Source organism: Mariniluteicoccus flavus (genome assembly GCF_054776655.1).
The window spans coordinates 386825-404528 of sequence record NZ_BAAHBN010000001.1; the positions used below are offsets into that span (position 1 = coordinate 386825).

Here is a 17704-nt window from a genome sequence, read left to right on the forward strand (position 1 = left end):
GGACGGGCGTCGGCGTACGCGGGACTCAGCGGCGGCGGGGTCCGCGGCGGACCAGCAGCACCGTGCCGGCGAGCGCCGAGGCGAGGCCGGCACCGATCAGGGCCGGCGGAACTGGGGCGCCCGTGTCGGCGAGCCCGCCCTTCGTGTCGTAGTCGGCCTTGGGATCGTAGGCGCCGTTGTCCTCGGCGGGGAGGGGAACGACCTCGTCACCGGGTGACTCGCCCGACTGGGGATCGGCGGGGGGCCGGGTGGGCTCCGGCTCGGTCGTGGGCTCCGGCTCGGTCGTGGGTGCGGGCTCGGTCGTGGGTGCGGGCTCGGTCGTGGGTGCGGGCTCCGTGGTGGGTGCGGGCTCCGTGGTGGGCTCCTCGGTGGGGAGTGGGGTCTCGGTGGGTTCGATCGTCTCGGTGGGCAGGGGGGCCGGCGTGGTCGCCTTCGGGGTGCCGGGCGACCTGGTCGGCGTGGAGCTCGGCTTGCCGGTGGGCTTCACCGTGGGCTTGCCGGTGGGCTTCACCGTGGGCTTGCCGGTGGGCGTCACCGTGGGCTTGCCGGTGGGCGTCTTCGTGGGCTTGCCGGTCGGCTTGCCCGTCGGCGTCTGCGAGGGCTTGCCCGTCGGAGACTTCGTCGGCGACTTCGTGGCCGTCGGAGACTTCGTCGGCGACTTCGTGGCCGTCGGCTTCTTCGTGGGCGTCTTCGTCGGTCCCGGGGTCATCGGCTTCGGGGTCGAGGCGGCGGTGTTCTTCGCCACGATCTCCTTGGCGAGCGTCTCCCACTTCGCGTACGCGTCCGGGAACCCGGACCGCTGCACCCTCTGGGCGGCGACGGTGAGGGGCATCTTCTCCCACCCCTTGATGTCCGTCAGGCCCGGGTTGTTCGTGTGCTTCGCGACGCCGAAGAACGCCTCGGTGGCGAGCTCGGGGTTGCGGCACTGGGCGACCGAGCCCCAGCCCATGCTGGGACGCTGCTGGAAGAGGCCGACCGAGTCACGATCGCCGTAGTCGAGGTTCTTGAGCATCGACTCCTGCAGCGCGGTGGCGATCGCGATCTCCATCGCCCGCTTGCTCATCCTGTGCTTCTGGGCGGTCGCGATGATCTTCTTCGCGTTGGCCTTCTGCTCGTTCGTCAGGTTCTTGTAGGCGGTCGACCCCTGGGTCGCCGCATCGGCCGTCATCGCGAACGGCACCGCCGCGGCGGGGGCGCCGATGACGGCGAAGGCTGCGGCGATGGCGAGGGACTTGCGGGTGATGCGGGCCATGATGAGTCTCCTGATCGGGCGAGGTGCTTTCACCGTAGGGAGACCGAGGGGGCTTCGGCATCCCCAGAGCGCCGGAAGGTTCCCTCCTCCCCTGTACGCTGGTCGAATGTTCGGAGCGACCGGGGTGGCAGGGCTGCAGACCGCCCACCAGTTCGCGCTCGACCCCGAGACCGTCCTCGCCGTGGCCCGCACGAATCGCGAGTCCGACCTGCGACCCCACCACGTACGCGAGGTCCCGGAGCTCGCGATGCGCCACCTGGGGGAGCTCGTCGAGGGCGACGTCAGCGTGCTGGGCCACCTGCTCGAGACCGCGCTGACCGACGGGTGCGTGCTGTGGCTCACCCACGTCACGCCCGAGCGACGCGTCGAGCTCGACCAGCTGTTCGGGGAGGGGCTCGTCCACGTCGTCGGCGCCGAGCGCGCCGGCATGGTGCCGATCGCGCTCAATCCCAACACGGTGGTGGAGGCGTGGGCCCACGATCCGCGTCACCAGGGTTTCCTGCGCCGTGCGCTCGAGGGCCTCGACGCCGTACGCCTGCCCCGCCGTGTCGTCAACGCGCTCGACGCCGGCGGGGTCGACTTCGTGCGCCATCACTGGTTCGAGCGCGCCGTCAAGAATCCCACCGTGATCGCCTACGTGGTGGTGCTGCTCTATTCCGCGCTGCGCGCGCTGCCCGTGTCGTTCGTGAAGCAGTTCCACGGCAGTCTGGTGATGCTGTGGACGATCGACATCGTCACCGCCCTCCCCTACACGTGGGGCGTGATCGCGATGGTCACGGCGAAACGGTTCCTCGTTCGGGCTGCCGGGATCGTCGTCACCTCAGTGACCTTCTGCCTGCCGTATGTCTATTTCTGGTTCCACGGCAAGCACTACCCGCCCTACGTGGCGGTCGTGATCGCCGGACTGGTCATCGGCGGTGTGGCGCTCGAGGCCTGGAAGATCTCGCGCGATCGCCGCATCAGGCGTCAACTGGTCGAGACGACCGCGCCTGTCGCCCGCGCAGCGTCCGCCACACACTGATCCCGGCGCACCACCCCATCCCGAGCCACCACACGGCCAGGATCCACAGGGGCTTGACGGGGTGCATCACCACGAGCGCCACGGTGGCCGCGAACCAGGCCCCCACCGCGACGAGGTTCACCGGCATGAGATGGCGCACGCGGAACGGGTGGAGGAAGACGATGGGCGCCAGCGTCAGCGCGGCGAGCACGATCGACGCCACGACGTTGAAGACCGGACCGGTCTGGAGGATCCAGAAATAGACCGCGACGATGTTCCAGGCCGCCGGGAACCCGACGAAATAGTTGTCGGAGGACTTCATTCCGGTGTTGCAGTAGCAGAACATCGACGTCGCACAGATCGTGATCATCATGATCAGCGGCATCGGGCCGGGGCCGAAGGGCACGTGGAGATACATGAACAGCGCCGGGATGAACGTCCACGTGAGGTAGTCGACGATCAGGTCGAGGACCGAACCGTCGAACCAGGGCACATATTTCTTCACCTCCGCGCGGCGCGCGAAGGTCCCGTCGAGTCCGTCGACCACAAGGGCCACGCCGAGCCATCCCCACATGGCCAGCACGTCGCCGCGCACCAGCGCGATGGCGGCCAGGGAGGCCCAGGCGATGCCGGTCATGGTGAAGGCGTGGACGAGCCACGCGCGGACGACGTGGCCGAGGGAATGGCTGGTGGGGTTCGACATAACCGCACCATCTTCGCACCCGGGGGCGCGTACGCCACATCGGCGCGCAGCCGCGGGACGCCGACGTGACCGACGAGTAGCCCACGCGGACGCGGCCTGTCGGTGGCATCGGATAGATTCCATGGGTACGCAGCACCGTCCCCGGACACGAACCAGGAGCCGCCCGCACATGGCCAAGATCATCTACACCAAGACCGACGAAGCGCCGTTGATGGCGACGTATTCCCTCCTCCCGGTCATCGAGGCCTTCACCTCGCAGGCCGGTGTCGAGGTCGAGACGCGTGACATCTCGCTGGCGGGTCGCATCCTGGCCGCCTTCGCCGATCGGCTGCCCGCCGAACAGAAGACCGCGGACGCCCTGGCCGAGCTCGGCGAGCTCGCCAAGAAGCCCGAGGCCAACATCATCAAGCTGCCGAACATCTCGGCGTCGGTCCCCCAGCTGCGCGCGGCCATCGCCGAGCTGCAGGCCCAGGGCTTCGACCTGCCTGACTATCCGGCGTCGCCCGACAACGACGAGGAGCGCGACGTGCAGGCGCGCTACGACTCGGTCAAGGGCTCGGCCGTGAACCCCGTCCTCCGCGAGGGCAACTCCGACCGCCGCGCGCCCCTCGCGGTGAAGAACTTCGCGAAGTCCCACCCCCATTCGATGGGCGCGTGGACCGCCGACTCGAAGACGAATGTCGCCACGATGGGCCACGACGACTTCGCCTCGAACGAGCAGTCGGTCGTGCTCGAGTCCGACGACACCCTGAAGATCCAGCTCGTCGGGTCCGACGGCCAGACCACGGTGTTGAAGGAGAAGCTGCCGGTCCTCGCCGGTGAGGTCGTCGACGCGACCTTCATGTCGGCGAAGGCGCTCGACGCGTTCCTCGCCGACGCGATCGCCCGGGCCAAGTCCGAGGGCGTGCTGTTCTCGGTCCACCTCAAGGCGACCATGATGAAGGTCTCCGACCCGATCATCTTCGGCCACGTCGTGAAGGCCTTCTTCCCCGACGTGTTCGCCAAGCACGCCGACGCGCTGGCCGCCGCCGACCTGTCGGCCAACAACGGCCTTGCGGCGATCCTGGGCGGCCTCGAGAAGCTCGACGCCGACGTCCGCGACGACGTGAAGGCCGCCATCGACAAGGGCCTGGCCGACGGCCCCGAGCTCGCGATGGTCAACTCCGACAAGGGCATCACCAACCTCCACGTCCCCTCCGACGTCATCGTCGACGCCTCCATGCCGGCCATGATCCGCCAGTCCGGCCACATGTGGGGCCCGGACGGCCAGGAGGCCGACACCCTCGCGGTGCTGCCCGATTCGTCGTATGCCGGCATCTACCAGGTCGTGCTCGACGACTGCCGGGCCAACGGGGCGTACGACCCGTCGACGATGGGTTCGGTGCCGAACGTGGGCCTGATGGCCCAGAAGGCCGAGGAGTACGGCTCCCACGACAAGACGTTCGAGATCCCCGCCGACGGCACCGTGCAGGTCGTCAACGCCGCCGGCGACGTCCTGATGGAGCACAAGGTCGAGGCCGGCGACATCTGGCGCGCCTGCCAGACCAAGGACGCCCCGATCCGCGACTGGGTGAAGCTCGCCGTGACGCGCGCACGCGCCTCCGAAACCCCAGCGATCTTCTGGCTCGACGAGAACCGGGCCCACGACCGCAACCTCATCGCGAAGGTGAAGGACTACCTGGGCGAGCACGACACCGAGGGCCTCTCGATCGAGATCATGGCGCCCGCCGACGCGACGAAGAAGTCGATCGAGCGCATCCGCCGCGGCGAGGACACCATCTCGGTGACCGGCAACGTGCTGCGCGACTACAACACCGACCTGTTCCCGATCCTCGAGCTCGGCACGTCGGCGAAGATGCTGTCGGTCGTCCCGCTGATGAACGGCGGCGGCCTCTTCGAGACCGGCGCCGGCGGCTCCGCGCCCAAGCACGTCCAGCAGCTCCAGCAGGAGAACTACCTGCGCTGGGACTCCCTGGGCGAGTTCCTCGCGCTGGCCGAGTCGTTGCGCCACTTCGCCGAGGTCGAGTCGAACGCGCGCGCCGGCGTCCTCGCCGACGCCCTCGACGCGGCGACCGAGCGCCTGCTGAACGAGGGGAAGTCGCCGGCCCGCAAGCTGGGCCAGATCGACAACCGTGGCAGCCACTTCTGGCTGGCGAACTTCTGGGCCCAGGAGCTCGCGAAGCAGACCGAGGACGCCAAGCTCGCGCAGGTCTTCGGCCCGGTCGCCGATGAGCTGAAGGGCAACCAGGACGCGATCGACGCCGAGCTGATCGCCGCCCAGGGAAGCGCGACCGACATCGGGGGCTACTTCCGCCCCGACGACGCCAAGGCGTTCGCCGTGATGCGCCCGTCGGAGTCGTTCAACAAGGTGATCGACGCGCTGAAGAAGTGAGCTGAGGGCGGCTCCTCGACTCGGCCGCAAGCGGCCTCGCTCGGAGAACGTTCACGCCGAGCGGGGCCGCATACCCGCCTCGCTCGGAGAACGTTCACGCCGAGCGGGGCCGCATACCCGCCTCGCTCGGAGAACGTTCACGCCGAGCGGGGCCGCATACCCGCCTCGCTCGGAGAGCGTGGACACCGAGCGGGGCCGCGTACCCGCACCGCTGTCTCAGTTGCCGATGCGTCGCGGCTGCAGGCCGCCGCGGATCGCGTAGATCTTCGCCCCACCCGTCAGGTGGCAGACGATGATGACCGCCAGCGGGTTCTCGGCCCGCCACGGCTTGTCGGGGAAGTCGATGCGCTGCCATCCCGAGGCGGTGATGGGTCGGCAGGCGTCGGCGCCGAGGTTCTCGATGGGCTGGCGTTGGCGGTCCGACCACAGTTCATAGGTGATCGACCCGCCCTCGGGGACGTCCACGAGGATCTCGATCGGCTTCGCGTCGATGGTGGCCGGGACGCTGTGGGGGCCGAGCGCGACGGTGCCTGGGCGCGACGGGTCGCGCTGCGCGTAGAAGCCGAGCTTGTCGACCTCCAGCCAGCCCCGACCGAGCGAGGTCTCCCGGAAGGCGCCGTGGGGGCCGTTGCCGCCCATCCAATAGAACCAGAGCTTCCCGTCACGCTCGATCGGCGGAGCTGAGGCATACACGCAGCCGCAGTCCCACTCCCCGTCGGGATAGCTGCCCGTCCCGCGCTCGATCACCGGCGTGAACCCCTGGACGAACTCCCACGAGTCGAGATCCCACGCGATCGTCAACACCGCGTCGACGAGGTCGTGGTCGTCGGCGTCACGATCGCCCTCGTGGATCATCGAGGCCAGCCCGACATAGTGCTGGTGATAGCGGAACACCGGCATCGAATAGATCTGGTTGGCTGGGCCGCCGCCGCGCATCATCTCGACCGGGTCGGTCCACGACGTGAAGTCGTCGCTGAACGAGACCGCGCTGACGCGTACGCCGTCGCGCCACACCCGCGTGACCAGGACATAGCGGCGCGTCAGCGGGTCGCGGAACACGAAGTTGTGGGTGTCGGCGTCGGGGTTGAACCCCGCGAGACGGCGGGGCTCGGTCCAGTGGATGCCGTCGTGGGAGAACGCCACCGCCAGGATGTGGTTGTCAGGGCCCCAGTCCAGGCGCGTCAACAGCTTGTAGCGCCGGTTCGGGTCGGGGTCGTCCACGTCGAGCGTGACCCCGCCGCCGTGGGAGATCGGCATCACCAGGTTGTTGGCGGTGCTGCCCTCGAAATCCACGAGCCCGAGCTCAGGTTTGGTCCACACGATGCCGTCGGTGGACTCGGCGTACGCGAGGGCGGCCCGCCGCCCGTGCTCCGCCCGATAGGGGGTCGTCGGCCGATCCGCCAGCGGCGTGGTCACCGCGCACGGGTCGGTCACGAAGACCGTCCACCACATCTTGAACATGAAGTCGCGCGGGTCGTAGACGACGTTGGGGTAGGCGTTGTCGTAGCGCGCCTCCCACCGCTTGGGCGGGTCGGCGAAGAACTCCTCGACCAGGAGCGGGTTGTGCTGGGTGTCCTTCTGGACGCGGCACACCTCGAGGGCGATGTTGCGGCCGAGGGCGTGGAAGACCGTGCCCGGGTCGACGACCAGCAGGGTGTTGCTGATCACGGGCGCGGGTTCCGCCGGAGCAGGCCCACTCCCGCCCCGATGGCGAGCGCAGCGAGCACGAGCGCGACGCCGACCTGCTGGGCGGCGAGGTCGGTCACGAACGCGAGGACCACGGCGATCACTCCGGCGACCAGCGCCCCGACGTCGGCTCCGACCAGGAGGCGGTGACGCTCGGCGAACGACCTCAGGTGGTCCTCGGGAACCTCGGCCCGCATGCGGCCGAACCATTCGCGGTGGGCCCAGAACGCAGCCCCGACCAGCCCGATCGCCACCAGTCCGCCCCACAGGCCGCCCAGTCCGAGCCGGGCCGGGACGGCGATGGCCAGCGCGGCGACCATGCAGGTGAGCAGCGTGCGCAGCGTCAGGTCGAGATAGCCGTCGAAGACGCGCGGGGCGTGGGAGACCTCGAGGCCGGGTTCGAGCTCGAGGGCCTCGCGATAGGCGCGGCGCGCGCTCGCGTGGTCGTCGTGGTCGACGTGCCAGTCGCCGAGCGCCACGTGGAGGTCGGCCTCCCCGGGCAGGGCCTCGATCGCGTCCTCCAGTGCGCGGCGGGCAGCGCCGTCATCGCCCGACAGGGTGTGTCCGTGGGCGATCTCGAGGTGGGCGCGCGGTTCGTCGGGTTCGGACCGGAGCCACGCCTGGCCCGCCTCCACGAGTTCGTCGCCCTTCTCGAGCCCCGCCGCGATCTCGCAGCGCCGCTCCCACAGCCAACCCGAGACCGGGTTCGCGGCCTGCAACTGAAGGCACAGGCGGCGCGCCTCGGCGTACGCGCCGTGGTCGAGGAGTTGCGCGAGGCGCAGCTCGCTCGCCCGGTAGTCGAACGGGTCGAGGGCGAGGACCTCGTCGGCGACCTGATAGGCGCGATCACGCTCGCCGGCCTGGAACATGCGCCAGGCCTGCTCCACGACCATCCGGTGCTCTCCCATGGCCGAAGGCTAGGCGGCCAACGGGTCCGCGGACGATTGTGACGCGCAGATTCATGGAAAGTTCATGGCTGCGGTTCCACTACGCTGCTCCGGTGGCCAAGAAACCCCGAATCACCGTCCTGCAGCCCGAGAATGACGTGCCCCTCGACCGTTTCGAGGAGTGGTTGGTCGAAGAGGGCCTGCGCATGACCGTCATCGAGCTGGCCTCCAAGGACGTGCCCAACCTCGAGACCATGGGCGACGGGCTGCTGGTGCTCGGCGGCCGCATGAACGCGCTCGACGAGGCCACCCACCCCTGGCTCGCCCGTGTCAAGGACGCGATGGCGGACGCGTACGACATGGGGGTGCCGGTGCTCGGGATCTGCCTCGGCCACCAGCTCCTCGCCGACGCCCTCGGCGGCGAGGTGACCGTGGGGGACCCGCGCGGACCCGAGGAGGGGGCGTACCGGCTGCAGTGGCTCGACGGCGCCGCCGACGACCCCGTGCTGGGCGGCATGGTCGCGCTCGGCGACGGGCCGGTCCCGATGTCGCACCACGACGCGGTGACGAGACTGCCCGAGGGTGCCGTCGAGCTGGCGCGCACCGACGCGTACGGCAATCAGGCGTTCCGGATCGGCTCCGCGCTCGGGGTGCAGTTCCACCCCGAGGCGTCGCCCGAGCTGATGCAGCACTGGTGGCAGCGCCGAAACGGCGGGAAGTCGACGACAATGCTGGACCGCATGCGGCAGGTCGACGAGGAACTGGCCCGCTCCTGCCGCACGATCGCCGAGGGCTTCGCCCAGCAGGTGCGTGACAACCAGGCGTGACGGGCGCCCCGCGGGCGGACGCTCCGTGACAACGGTCCGATCGGACCGCGGCGGAGGCCCGGTGATGCGCGATGCTGGGGTCATGACGGCCGAGCCACGCACCTCCCAGCCCCTCAGCGACGCCCTGCGTACCGCCACCAACGCGGCCCACGAGGCCGCCGAGCACTCCCCCTTCATGACCGACCTGATGTCGGGCCGGGGATCGGTGGAGGCGTACGCCGCCCTGACCGGGCAGCTGCTGCACGTCTATCGCGCGCTGGAGGCGGGCGTACGGGCCCACGCGGCCGACCCCGTGGTGGCGCCGCTGGCCGACGCGCGGCTCGAGCGCGTCGAGCGGCTGGAGGCCGACCTGCGGGCGCTGGGGCTGGACCCCGGCTCGGTCGAGGCGCTCCCGGCGACGGCGGCGTACGCGGCGCGGCTCGGCGAGGCCGACGCGGTGGCGCTCGTGGCCCATCACTATGTCCGCTATCTCGGCGACCTGTCGGGCGGGCAGGTGGTGGCGACGATGATGGGGCGGCACTACGGGGTGACCGAGGCGGTCACGTTCTATGACTTCGGCGAGCTCGGGAAATCCAAGCCCTACAAGGATTCCTACCGGGCGGCGCTGGACGGGCTCGACCTGTCGGACGCCGATCGCGACCGGCTGGTGGCCGAGGCCGTCACCGCGTTCGAGCTCAACCAGGCCGTGTTCGCCGACCTGGCGCGCTGATTCCGCTCACCGCTTCCAATAGCCGCAGAACGTCACGTCACCCTTGGCCCAGCCGCGCTCACGGACCAGGTGGCGGCGGACGCCCGTAGCCAGTCCCGACTCCCCCACGGCGAACGCGTGATGGTCGTCGGCCGCCAGGTCCAGGGTCGCGAGCTCGGCGAGGACGCGCGCGCCGGGCGCCTCGGCGGGTGCACGCACCAGCCAGACGACGCGGAACCCCTCGGGCGGTTCGACCTCCTGCGCGTCGGCCTCGTCGGTGACCTCGACCAGCGCCACGCCACGGGCGTCGCGCGGCAGGTCGCGCAGGATGCCGGCCACGGCCGGGAGCCCGGTCTCGTCGGCGGCCAGCAGCGACCAGCCCGCGGTCGGGAACGCCCAGCCGCAGCCCTGGTCGATGAGCGCGACGGCGTCGCCGGGCCTGGTCGCGAGCGCCCACGGGCCGGCCACGCCCTCGGTGCCGTGGACGACGAAGTCGAGGTCGAGCTCGTTGGCCTCCGGCCGCCAGGCCCGCAGCGTGTAACTGCGGATCGTCGGGCGTCGGTGGGCCGGGATGGCCTGCAGGCGCAGGTAGGAGCCGGTCGTCACGCGAGCGGGGAGGCGGTCGAGGTCGGACGGGTCGTTCGCCGGCAGGGCCAGGCGTACCCACTGGTCGAAACCGCGCCAGTGCAGGCGTGCGAGGTCGGCACCGCGCACGGTGACGCGCTGGAGGTGCGGCGACAGGCGCACCGAACGGACGACCTCGGCCCGCATGACGCCGCTGTCGGCGTGGGTGACGCTGATGTTGCTCATGCGGGCTGCTCCTGCGTCGTTCCGGCTGTCGCGGCGGTGGCGGTCCGGCGCGTGTGCAGCGCGGCAGCGACGGTGCCGACCAGGGCGAGCGCGGCGCAGATGGCGACGACCGTGGGATAGCCGAGCGAGCCGGCCGCGTACAACAGCGCCGCCCCCAGCAGATAGCTCGCGACCATCGCGACCGCCGCCAGCGTGGTGAAGTCGGTGGCCTCGGAACCGGCACGGGCCATGGACATGTTGACGGTGTAGACGACGGTGGACGCCGCCGCCATCGCGGCCACATAGACGCTCAGGACCGCGACAGTGGCGACCAGCGGCGCCGACCCGCCGGCGAGCGGAAGCAGGCCGAGCGTCGCGACCACGGTGAGCGCGCCGGTCACCGCGACGCAGGCGGTGCGGCCGAAGCGTGCGATGCAGGGGCCGACGGCGAGCGAGGCGAGGGCGGCGGGGGCAGCGAGATACATGCCGAGCACCCAGCCCAACCGACCCAGCGACCAGCCCGCGTCGGTCAGCGCCGGGCTGAGCAGCCCGTACGCCGCGGTCGCGCCGCCCAGGAACAGCGGCATGACGAGGAAGCCCCACATGGCCCCGCCGGGCTGGCGGAAGACGCGGGCGAGGGCGGCGTACGCGGTCCCCAGCCGGGCCGCCTGTGCCGACGCGCGAGCCTCGCGGTGGCGCAGGACCAGCGGCAGGGGCAGCAGCGATAGGGCGGTGAGGGTGACCATCGCCGGGACCCAGCCGAAGGAGTCGTAGACGAGGACGATGAGCCCGCCGCCCAGCACGTTGCCCAGCCACTGGGCGGCGTTGGCGATGCCGTTGGCGAGCGGACGCGTGGCGTCGTCGACCGCGCGGGCGGTGAGTCCGTCGGCCGCGATGTCCTGCGTGGCGCTGACGAAGGTGTAGACGGCGATGACCGCGCCGAGCAGGCCCAGGTGGCGTTCGGGCGACGGGATGGCGATGAGCGCGAGGCCCGCCAGCGCCAACAGGGGCTGGAGGCCGAGGAGCCAGGTGCGGTAGTGCCCGTGTCGCGTGCGGCCGAAGCGGTCGATCAGCGGGGCCCACAGCGGCTTGAGCGCCCACATGATGCCGGCGAGGCTGACTGCCGCGAGGCTCTCGAGCGCGACGCCCTTCGACCGCAGCATGGCGGTGAGACCGACGTAGATGAAGCCCACGCCCAGGTATTGCGTGACGTAGAGCGAGGTGACCAGGGGCAGGACCCGGCGGGCGGAACGGGGATCGCTCGGGGAGGGCGGCGCGGCCGGTGGGTTGCCGGGGCGCAGGACGACATCGGTCACTGAAGGCTCCCTCGTTGAAGTTAGGCATGCCTTACTTTAGGGCTGGGGTCGTCGATGTCAATCCCCCGTTATCATTCACAGGTCCCCCACAGTCCCATCTGCTGGAATGGAACCATGCCGATCCTCGTACGCCGCCTCGTCGCCACCCTGGCGACGGTCGCCACCCTCGCCATAGGCGGGCTGGGCGGCGCGCACGCGGCCCGGGGCTGGACCGAGGTGTCGACCTACGGCTCCCCCGACGACGCGACGCGCATCGTGGTTGCGGGCGACTCGGTGGCTGCCGGCTCCAACTGCGACTGCGATGACTACGGGCAGGTGCTCGGCGACGACCTGGCGAAGACCCGCGGCGGCACCGTCGTCTCCAACATCGCCGTCGGCGGCCAGACGTCGGGCGAGCTGGTCGACCAGCTCGCCGAGCCCGAGGCGACGGACACGCTGGCCGACGCCGACATCGTCGTGATCACCATCGGCGCCAACGACGTCGCGGTCGACGACCCCGAGGCCGGCGACCAGTCGGAGGTCCTGCGCCAGTTGGCCGCCAACCTCGACTCCGCGCTGTCCCGGGTCCGCGCCGCGGCGCCCGCCGCGCGCATCGTGGTCACCGGCTATTGGAACGTCGGCATCGCCGGTGAGGCCGCCGACGAGATCGGGCCCGACTATGTCGCCGCGGCCGCGTGATGACGGACTGCGTGAACGGGGTCATCCGCGATCGCGCTGCGGCGTCGGGGGCGACCTATGTCGACCTCGCGGAGGCGTACGCGTCCGCGTCATCGCGGCCGCGGTCGAGCGCGCGCTCGGCTGAATCAGCGTCCGAGCAGCTCGGCGTACGCGGTGACGAGGCCGTGGCGCCACCACGCGTAGTCGTGGCCGCCGCGCCACTGGTCCAGGCGTACGCCGGCTCCGGCAGCGCCAAGGTCCTCGGCGGCCGCGGCCGCCAGGTCGGCCATGCGTACGCCGGCTCCGGCAGCGCCAAGGTCCTCGGCGGCCGCGGCCGCCAGGTCGGCCATGCGTACGCCGGCGCGGGCCTCGTCGGTTCCGGCCTGGAGCATGAACCGTCTCCCCGCGAGGTGCCCTGCGGCGCGCAGCGCATCCCGCGCGGGATCGAACCAGAACGAGCCTGACTGGACGATCGCCGTGGCTGCGAGGTCGGGCCGCGCGGCGACGGTGAGCGCCGCGGCGAGGCCGCCGAAGGACTGGCCGGCGATGGTCGTGCGGGCCGGGTCGAGCGGACCGTGGCGGCGGGAGACGGCGGCGAGCACGTCGGCGGTGATCGGGACTGTGCGCGCGGCGTGGGGAAGGTCGGCGGCGCGGCGTGCCTGGTCGCCCGAGTCGACGAGGACCAGCCCGGGTCGGGACCCGAGCCGGGCTTCGAGGGCCGCGCCGAGGCCGAACTGGCGCCACACCTGCCCGTCGTGCACGACGAGCCAGCGGTCTAGGTCGCCGGGCGAGGCCCAGGCCTGCCGGGTGGACCCGTCGGCGTGGGTGACGCCGAGATCGGCGAGGCCATCGTCGGGGGTCCCCCATCGCTCGGTCGTCACGGCGTGGGGCCCGGTCCACACCGACGAGGCCTCGCCGTGGGCGTGCGGGAGGCGGTCGGGATTGCGCGGGTCGGGACGCCCCGCGCGATGGATCGCCGTCCAGCCGTCGCGGGTGCGCCCGGCGGCCCGGTCGAGCCGATCGCTGTGGACGAGTCGATAGCCATAGGTCCCGTCGGTCGGGAGGAGGACGCTGAGGGCGCGGACCGGCGTGCCGGGGATCGGCGGCAGGAAGGCCGGGTCGAGGTCGTCGCGATGGGCGTCGGTGAGGCCGTTGAGGTGGACCATGACCTCGGTCGCCGGGTCGGATTCCTCGGCGAGGAAGGTGGTCTCGACCATCGCGACGCCCGCGATGGTGGCTCGGTCACCCGTCACCGGCGTGGGATCGCCGCGGCGCCAGTGGGCGAGGACGGCGTCCGGACCGGCGGCCCGGAGGTCGCGGAGCCAGCGGGGTTCGCACGGCAGCGGCGCCCCGCCCTCCCCGACGGGCGTCGGCAGCAGGCTGCTCACTCGGCGCGCCACCGCGTACGCGGCTCCCAGCCGAGCACGTCGCGGGCGCGACTGCAGTCGAAGCCGCCGACGTGGCCGGGCAGGGGCGCGCGCACCTGGGTGTCGGGGAGGTGGCGGGCGAGCAACTCGGCGGTGGGCGTGTGGCTGACCGTGTCGGCGGCCGCGATGAGGAGGGCGTGGTAGGCGCCTTCGACTCGCTGCGCTCGCTCAGGCAGCGTGCCGGCTCGGGGAAGGCGCGGGGTCAGCCCGAGCACGCACGCCCGCGCCGCATCGGTGCGGTCGACGTAGCCCCACAGGTTGTTCGCGCCATCGGCCTCGGCCATGGGGAACGCCCACTCGCGCAGGCCCTCGGGGTCGAGGATCCAGTGGAACCGCAGTGCGGTGACGGTCATGCCGCGCCGGGCGTACATCTGGCCCATGCGCTCGAGGAAGTCCTTGGTCAGGGCGTACGGGTCGACGTAGCAAAGGGGGGTGTCCTCGTCGACGGGCACCGCCTCGTGGCGCACGTCGTCGGACCACGCGGTGCCATAGATGGAGCCGCTGGAGGCGAGGACGGCGGTGCGTACGCCGGCCTTCCACCCCTCCTCGAGCGCGTTGAACGTCGACAGGGTGTTGATGCCGACCAGGTCGGCGGGCTCGATGTCCTCGGGGCTCGGGATGCCGGCGCAATGAATGATCGCGTCACAGCCGGCGATCGAGTCGGCCACCGCGTGGCGGTCGAGCAGGTCGACCGCCATCGCGTCGTCGCCAGGCTTGAGGTCGACGGGGACCACGGTGTGGCCGGCTTCGTCGAGTTGGCGGCAGACCTCGCCGCCGAGGTTGCCGCGCGCGCCGCTCACCCAGACCTTCATGGTGACGACCCTAGGGCGCACGGTGGTGTCAGCGGCGTTCGGCCTGCATGATCCAGCCGATCGAGCGCGTCGCGGCACGGCCGGCGAGCCGATCAGCGGGACGGCTCCGGCGGCCGAGCATCGTCGTCGCCCATTCCGGCAGGCAGGCGAGGCCGCCCCGGGCGACGAGCTGGTAGGCGGGGCGCGCCGGGCGCGGCAGCGGGGGCTCGTCGAGCAGGAACTCCGAGGCGTCGACCGCGGCGTCGGTCAGCCGCAACTCGTCGCGGAACTCCTGCAGCTGGGCGCACAGCTCGCCCCACGTGTCCGGCAGGCCGGTGGCGCCGAGCCTGCTCGAGGCGGTCTGGGCCTGGCGTACGTAGAGGTCGCGCTCGGGCGGGGTCAGCGGGTCGGCGGCGTACAGTCGGTGGGCGACGACGAAGCTGTACGCCTCCGCGAGGTGGACCCAGCGCAGCAGCTCCGGGTCGGAGGCGGAGTACGCCTGGCCGCGGTCGTCGGCGCCGGTGACGGCGAGGTGGCGGGTGCGGACGGCGGTGATGAGGCGCTCGGCGTGGTCGATGGTGCCGAAGGTGGTGACGGCGAGGTAGTTGCTCGTGCGCTGGAGCCGGCCCCACGGGTCACCCCGATAGCCGCTGTGGGCGGCGACGCCGGCCATGGCGCGCGGGTGGAGCGACTGCAGCAGGAGCGCGGCGACGCCGCCGGGGAACATGCTCGCGTGCGCGTGGACGCGCCAGATCGGGTCGTCGGGGGTGAACCAGCGGGGGCCGGGTGTCTGCCAGATGCGCTCGGCGGCGCGGCGCGCGTCCGGGCCGGCGACCAGCGCGCGGAGCCGGGCGTGGGCGGCGTTCTGGACGAGGTCACCGACGCGGGTCATGGACGAAGGCTACTCGGCGGGGTGGAGTCGGCGGTGTCGCGCGCGGGCGCGATGGGCGAGCACGGCGGTCACCGCCGCGAACGGGGTCCAGATCGCGCGTTCGACGGGCGATCGGGAGATGGCGTTGGGGATGGTGGACACGGCCATCAGCACCATGACGCCGGTGAGGACGCGCCCCTGCGTGCGCGGGGTGATGCGGGCGAGCGGGCCGGCGTCGGTGGCGAGGAGGGCCGCGGTCGCGATGTAGGCAACGGCGGTCACCGCGCTGGTGGCACGGAGATTGGCGGGGAGCACGCCGGGGTGGGAACCGCCGTACGCGGCCCTCCCCCACGGTGCACCGGCGGCGAGGGCGGCCTGGAACAGGCCGAGGGCGGCGAGCATGGCGCCGGTGGCGCGGGATTCGGGGGTGGTCACGCAAGGAGCGTAAGCGGGGCGATTCTGGGGGCGGTCGGCGGCCCTGAGCCAGGCTTGCTGCGATGGCGTCTCGACGGCGCGCGGGTGGTGGTGGGTGCGGACGAAACGGAGGGCGTCGACGTACGCGAGACCGTCGCGCATGGCCAGGGCGACAAGCACGGTCCCGGTGCGCCCGACTCCCCCGCCGCAGGCGATCTCGACGCGCTGGGTGGCCGATCGGCGCGCGTGAGCAGGACGAACGCAGGCTCGCCGCGATCGGTGACCACGACGGGCCCAGCCGCCGCGGCCCGCTTGGCGCCGCTGACATCCTGATTGAAGTCACGCGCGGAAACAGTCGTCATGGCCCTCGTCCTTTGCCGAGCACGCCGTGTAGTCACGTACCTACATGGTAAGCGCCTGATCACCCCTTCGATATGGGCGCGGGACTGACCTTGTGGGTGGCGATCTCACGCCGCCCCTGAAGCAAGGTGGTCACCGTTGGGTGTGTATGCCCGACGATCCTCATGTGCTTGCTAGCCTCCGCAAGAGGACATGACGATCATCGGGTGTAGTCAGACGACGATCGCCGTGCTGCGAACGACGGCCCGTCTGCCTCGGCTCATCGACCCAGAAACTCCAGCACGCCGCGGTTGAAGACCTCGGGCTGCTCGATGTTCGTGGCGTGGCCGGCGTTGGTGATGACCGCGAACTCCCCCTGGGGAGCCAGTTCCGCCGACGCCGCCGCGTGGGACGCCGGCCAGAACTCGCTGTGTTCACCCGCCACGAACAGGACCGGCGCGTCTGCCGTGGCGATGACCGGCCGCCAGTCCGCGGTCGCGTGGTCGTGGAGCAACTCCAGCTCGGCCGGGAGATCGTCCGGCTGCCGCCCCGCATCGCCCCGAGCAGGCGCACCAGCCGGCGGCCGCGCCGCCACAGCGGCGTGCCGTGGCCCGTCGGCGGGATGCCCGTCGCGAAATAGGTGTCGCGATTCGACTCCTCGTAGCCGTAGAACCCATGTGGCCAGTCCGGCGAGTTCAGCATCGTCGGGGTCTGGTCGACGACCACGATGCGTCCGATCCGGTCCGTCCCGAACTCGTCGACATACGCCCACACCGTGTTGGCGCCCATCGACCCGCCGATGACGGCGACGTCGCGCAGATCCAACTGCACAAGGACTTCGCGCAGGTCGAGCGCGCGTCGGCGCATCGTCACGCCCGACGTCAACGGCTCGGTCGCCCCGTGTCCGCGGAGATCGACGGCGAGCACGCGGAACCCCGCCTGCTCCAATGCCTGGACCTGAGAGCGCCACGATGTCGCGGGCGCCTTGAAGCCCGCCACCAGCACCACGGGGGGCCCACCGGGATCCCCTGATTCGGCGACGTCCAGGCGTACGCCGTCGTCGGCGACGATGCTCTGCGTCACGGCCACGCGAAGTCAGCCCTCGGTCTTCTTCAGCTCGGCCTTCGGGTCCTCGACATAGTCCTCGGCGTCCTTGTTGACCGGCTCGATCCCCTCGGCCGCGGTCAGCGCCTCGTACCTCAGGAACTCCACGGCGATGTCGTGACGCAACTGCAGGCCGGCGTTGGCGCGGAAGTCGCGAAGGTCCTGCCGCTCCTCCTCGCCCATGTGGTTGGAGTTCGCCACGTCGGCGTCCGTCACGGCCTTCCACCACTCATCGGAGCCGGTCTTCGCCGCGTTGGCGCGCTTGACGGCGTCGCGGATGTCGTTGTGGTCGTCGATCGCGTCCTCGACCTCGCCCTCGACCGTGCCGTCGTCGGCGTCGGCCGCGCCCTTGCCCTTCTTCAGGAGGTGGGGATAGAAATAGCGCTCCTCCCCCTCGGCGTGCGTCTCGAGGAAGATCGCGAGCCGCTTCCAGAGCGCAGCGAGGCCCTCGGTGTCGTCCTTGGGCCACTCCTCGATCTGGGCGAAGAGTCGGCGCTGCTGATCGTGCTGGTCGAGGATGATCTCGGTGATGTCCATGACTGCCTCCTTGGTGCGGTTCGA

At 71.3% G+C, this 17704-nt stretch carries 17 protein-coding genes and 1 pseudogene; 5 read left to right on the forward strand and 13 right to left on the reverse strand.

Annotated features, from left to right (window positions below):
• Positions 1–25 precede the first annotated feature (25 nt).
• Entirely contained in the window at positions 26–1252 is a 1227-nt protein-coding gene (locus ACYVAG_RS01945; protein ID WP_460765759.1) for a hypothetical protein, read from the reverse strand.
• Between the two features lie 106 nt (positions 1253–1358).
• On the opposite strand from ACYVAG_RS01945, the gene ACYVAG_RS01950 reads away from it, so the two are divergent.
• Complete coding sequence (locus tag ACYVAG_RS01950; RefSeq protein ID WP_460765762.1) at positions 1359–2273, forward strand: hypothetical protein; 915 nt, start codon at positions 1359–1361, stop codon at positions 2271–2273.
• On the opposite strand, the gene ACYVAG_RS01955 is transcribed toward ACYVAG_RS01950, so the two are convergent.
• A complete protein-coding gene (locus tag ACYVAG_RS01955) occupies positions 2212–2955 on the reverse strand; it encodes a CDP-alcohol phosphatidyltransferase family protein (RefSeq protein WP_460765765.1) in 744 nt (247 codons plus the stop codon). The genes ACYVAG_RS01950 and ACYVAG_RS01955 overlap by 62 nt on opposite strands.
• Before the next feature lie 169 nt (positions 2956–3124).
• Here ACYVAG_RS01955 and ACYVAG_RS01960 point away from each other — a divergent pair, with 169 nt between their 5' ends.
• Complete coding sequence (locus tag ACYVAG_RS01960) at positions 3125–5347, forward strand: NADP-dependent isocitrate dehydrogenase (RefSeq protein WP_460765768.1); 2223 nt, start codon at positions 3125–3127, stop codon at positions 5345–5347.
• A gap of 216 nt (positions 5348–5563) precedes the next feature.
• Here ACYVAG_RS01960 and ACYVAG_RS01965 read toward each other — a convergent pair whose 3' ends face one another.
• Positions 5564–7015, reverse strand: a complete 1452-nt coding sequence (locus ACYVAG_RS01965) for a hypothetical protein (protein ID WP_460765770.1) — start codon at positions 7013–7015, stop codon at positions 5564–5566.
• Positions 7012–7941 carry a tetratricopeptide repeat protein gene (locus ACYVAG_RS01970; RefSeq protein WP_460765773.1) on the reverse strand — a complete coding sequence of 310 codons (930 nt, stop codon included), beginning with the start codon at positions 7939–7941 and terminating at the stop codon, positions 7012–7014. Before ACYVAG_RS01970 ends, ACYVAG_RS01965 begins: the two co-directional genes overlap by 4 nt.
• A gap of 92 nt (positions 7942–8033) precedes the next feature.
• Between ACYVAG_RS01970 and ACYVAG_RS01975 the strand changes: the two genes are divergently transcribed.
• Together ACYVAG_RS01975 and ACYVAG_RS01980 are read left to right on the forward strand one after the other, a co-directional pair.
• Positions 8034–8747, forward strand: a complete 714-nt coding sequence (locus ACYVAG_RS01975; protein ID WP_460765776.1) for a type 1 glutamine amidotransferase — start codon at positions 8034–8036, stop codon at positions 8745–8747.
• 82 nt (positions 8748–8829) lie between these two features.
• The gene (locus tag ACYVAG_RS01980) at positions 8830–9456 is read left to right on the forward strand and encodes a biliverdin-producing heme oxygenase (RefSeq protein ID WP_460765778.1); all 627 of its coding nucleotides are present in this window, start codon (positions 8830–8832) and stop codon (positions 9454–9456) included.
• A gap of 6 nt (positions 9457–9462) precedes the next feature.
• Here ACYVAG_RS01980 and ACYVAG_RS01985 read toward each other — a convergent pair whose 3' ends face one another.
• Positions 9463–10245 carry a siderophore-interacting protein gene (locus ACYVAG_RS01985; protein WP_460765781.1) on the reverse strand — a complete coding sequence of 261 codons (783 nt, stop codon included), beginning with the start codon at positions 10243–10245 and terminating at the stop codon, positions 9463–9465.
• Positions 10242–11540 (reverse strand): MFS transporter, encoded by a 1299-nt coding sequence (locus ACYVAG_RS01990; RefSeq protein ID WP_460765784.1) that lies wholly within the window; start codon positions 11538–11540, stop codon positions 10242–10244. The genes ACYVAG_RS01985 and ACYVAG_RS01990 overlap by 4 nt, the downstream gene beginning before the upstream one ends.
• Before the next feature lie 114 nt (positions 11541–11654).
• Here ACYVAG_RS01990 and ACYVAG_RS01995 point away from each other — a divergent pair, with 114 nt between their 5' ends.
• Positions 11655–12218, forward strand: coding sequence for a GDSL-type esterase/lipase family protein (locus tag ACYVAG_RS01995; RefSeq protein WP_460765788.1), 564 nt, complete (start codon positions 11655–11657; stop codon positions 12216–12218).
• A gap of 125 nt (positions 12219–12343) precedes the next feature.
• Here the strand turns inward: ACYVAG_RS01995 and ACYVAG_RS02000 are convergent, their stop codons facing one another.
• The 7 genes and pseudogenes from ACYVAG_RS02000 to ACYVAG_RS02030 all read right to left on the reverse strand — a co-directional run bounded on the left by ACYVAG_RS02000 (position 12344) and on the right by ACYVAG_RS02030 (position 17680).
• Positions 12344–13585, reverse strand: coding sequence for an enterochelin esterase domain-containing protein (locus ACYVAG_RS02000; protein WP_460765790.1), 1242 nt, complete (start codon positions 13583–13585; stop codon positions 12344–12346).
• A complete protein-coding gene (locus ACYVAG_RS02005; protein WP_460765793.1) occupies positions 13582–14436 on the reverse strand; it encodes an NAD-dependent epimerase/dehydratase family protein in 855 nt (284 codons plus the stop codon). The genes ACYVAG_RS02000 and ACYVAG_RS02005 overlap by 4 nt, the downstream gene beginning before the upstream one ends.
• A gap of 28 nt (positions 14437–14464) precedes the next feature.
• On the reverse strand, positions 14465–15307 hold the full coding sequence (locus ACYVAG_RS02010; protein WP_460765796.1) for an oxygenase MpaB family protein: 843 nt from the start codon (positions 15305–15307) through the stop codon (positions 14465–14467).
• 9 nt (positions 15308–15316) lie between these two features.
• Complete coding sequence (locus ACYVAG_RS02015; protein WP_460765798.1) at positions 15317–15721, reverse strand: hypothetical protein; 405 nt, start codon at positions 15719–15721, stop codon at positions 15317–15319.
• Between the two features lie 598 nt (positions 15722–16319).
• The gene (locus ACYVAG_RS02020; protein ID WP_460766840.1) at positions 16320–16553 is read right to left on the reverse strand and encodes an alpha/beta fold hydrolase; all 234 of its coding nucleotides are present in this window, start codon (positions 16551–16553) and stop codon (positions 16320–16322) included.
• A 41-nt stretch (positions 16554–16594) separates the two neighbouring features.
• A pseudogene (locus ACYVAG_RS02025) lies at positions 16595–17128 on the reverse strand (alpha/beta fold hydrolase); the annotation flags it as partial.
• Between the two features lie 6 nt (positions 17129–17134).
• Positions 17135–17680, reverse strand: coding sequence for a hemerythrin domain-containing protein (locus ACYVAG_RS02030; protein WP_460765801.1), 546 nt, complete (start codon positions 17678–17680; stop codon positions 17135–17137).
• Positions 17681–17704: the final 24 nt, after the last annotated feature.

Excerpts from the sequence above, each read along its gene's own strand:
- ACYVAG_RS01945 (WP_460765759.1), bottom strand. The coding sequence starts at position 1,252 with ATGGCCCGCATCACCCGCAAGTCCCTCGCCATCGCCGCAGCCTTCGCC.
- ACYVAG_RS01950 (WP_460765762.1), top strand. The coding sequence starts at position 1,359 with ATGTTCGGAGCGACCGGGGTGGCAGGGCTGCAGACCGCCCACCAGTTC.
- ACYVAG_RS01955 (WP_460765765.1), bottom strand. The coding sequence starts at position 2,955 with ATGTCGAACCCCACCAGCCATTCCCTCGGCCACGTCGTCCGCGCGTGG.
- ACYVAG_RS01960 (WP_460765768.1), top strand. The coding sequence starts at position 3,125 with ATGGCCAAGATCATCTACACCAAGACCGACGAAGCGCCGTTGATGGCG.
- ACYVAG_RS01970 (WP_460765773.1), bottom strand. The coding sequence starts at position 7,941 with ATGGGAGAGCACCGGATGGTCGTGGAGCAGGCCTGGCGCATGTTCCAG.
- ACYVAG_RS01980 (WP_460765778.1), top strand. The coding sequence starts at position 8,830 with ATGACGGCCGAGCCACGCACCTCCCAGCCCCTCAGCGACGCCCTGCGT.
- ACYVAG_RS01985 (WP_460765781.1), bottom strand. The coding sequence starts at position 10,245 with ATGAGCAACATCAGCGTCACCCACGCCGACAGCGGCGTCATGCGGGCC.
- ACYVAG_RS01995 (WP_460765788.1), top strand. The coding sequence starts at position 11,655 with ATGCCGATCCTCGTACGCCGCCTCGTCGCCACCCTGGCGACGGTCGCC.
- ACYVAG_RS02005 (WP_460765793.1), bottom strand. The coding sequence starts at position 14,436 with ATGAAGGTCTGGGTGAGCGGCGCGCGCGGCAACCTCGGCGGCGAGGTC.
- ACYVAG_RS02010 (WP_460765796.1), bottom strand. The coding sequence starts at position 15,307 with ATGACCCGCGTCGGTGACCTCGTCCAGAACGCCGCCCACGCCCGGCTC.
- ACYVAG_RS02030 (WP_460765801.1), bottom strand. The coding sequence starts at position 17,680 with ATGGACATCACCGAGATCATCCTCGACCAGCACGATCAGCAGCGCCGA.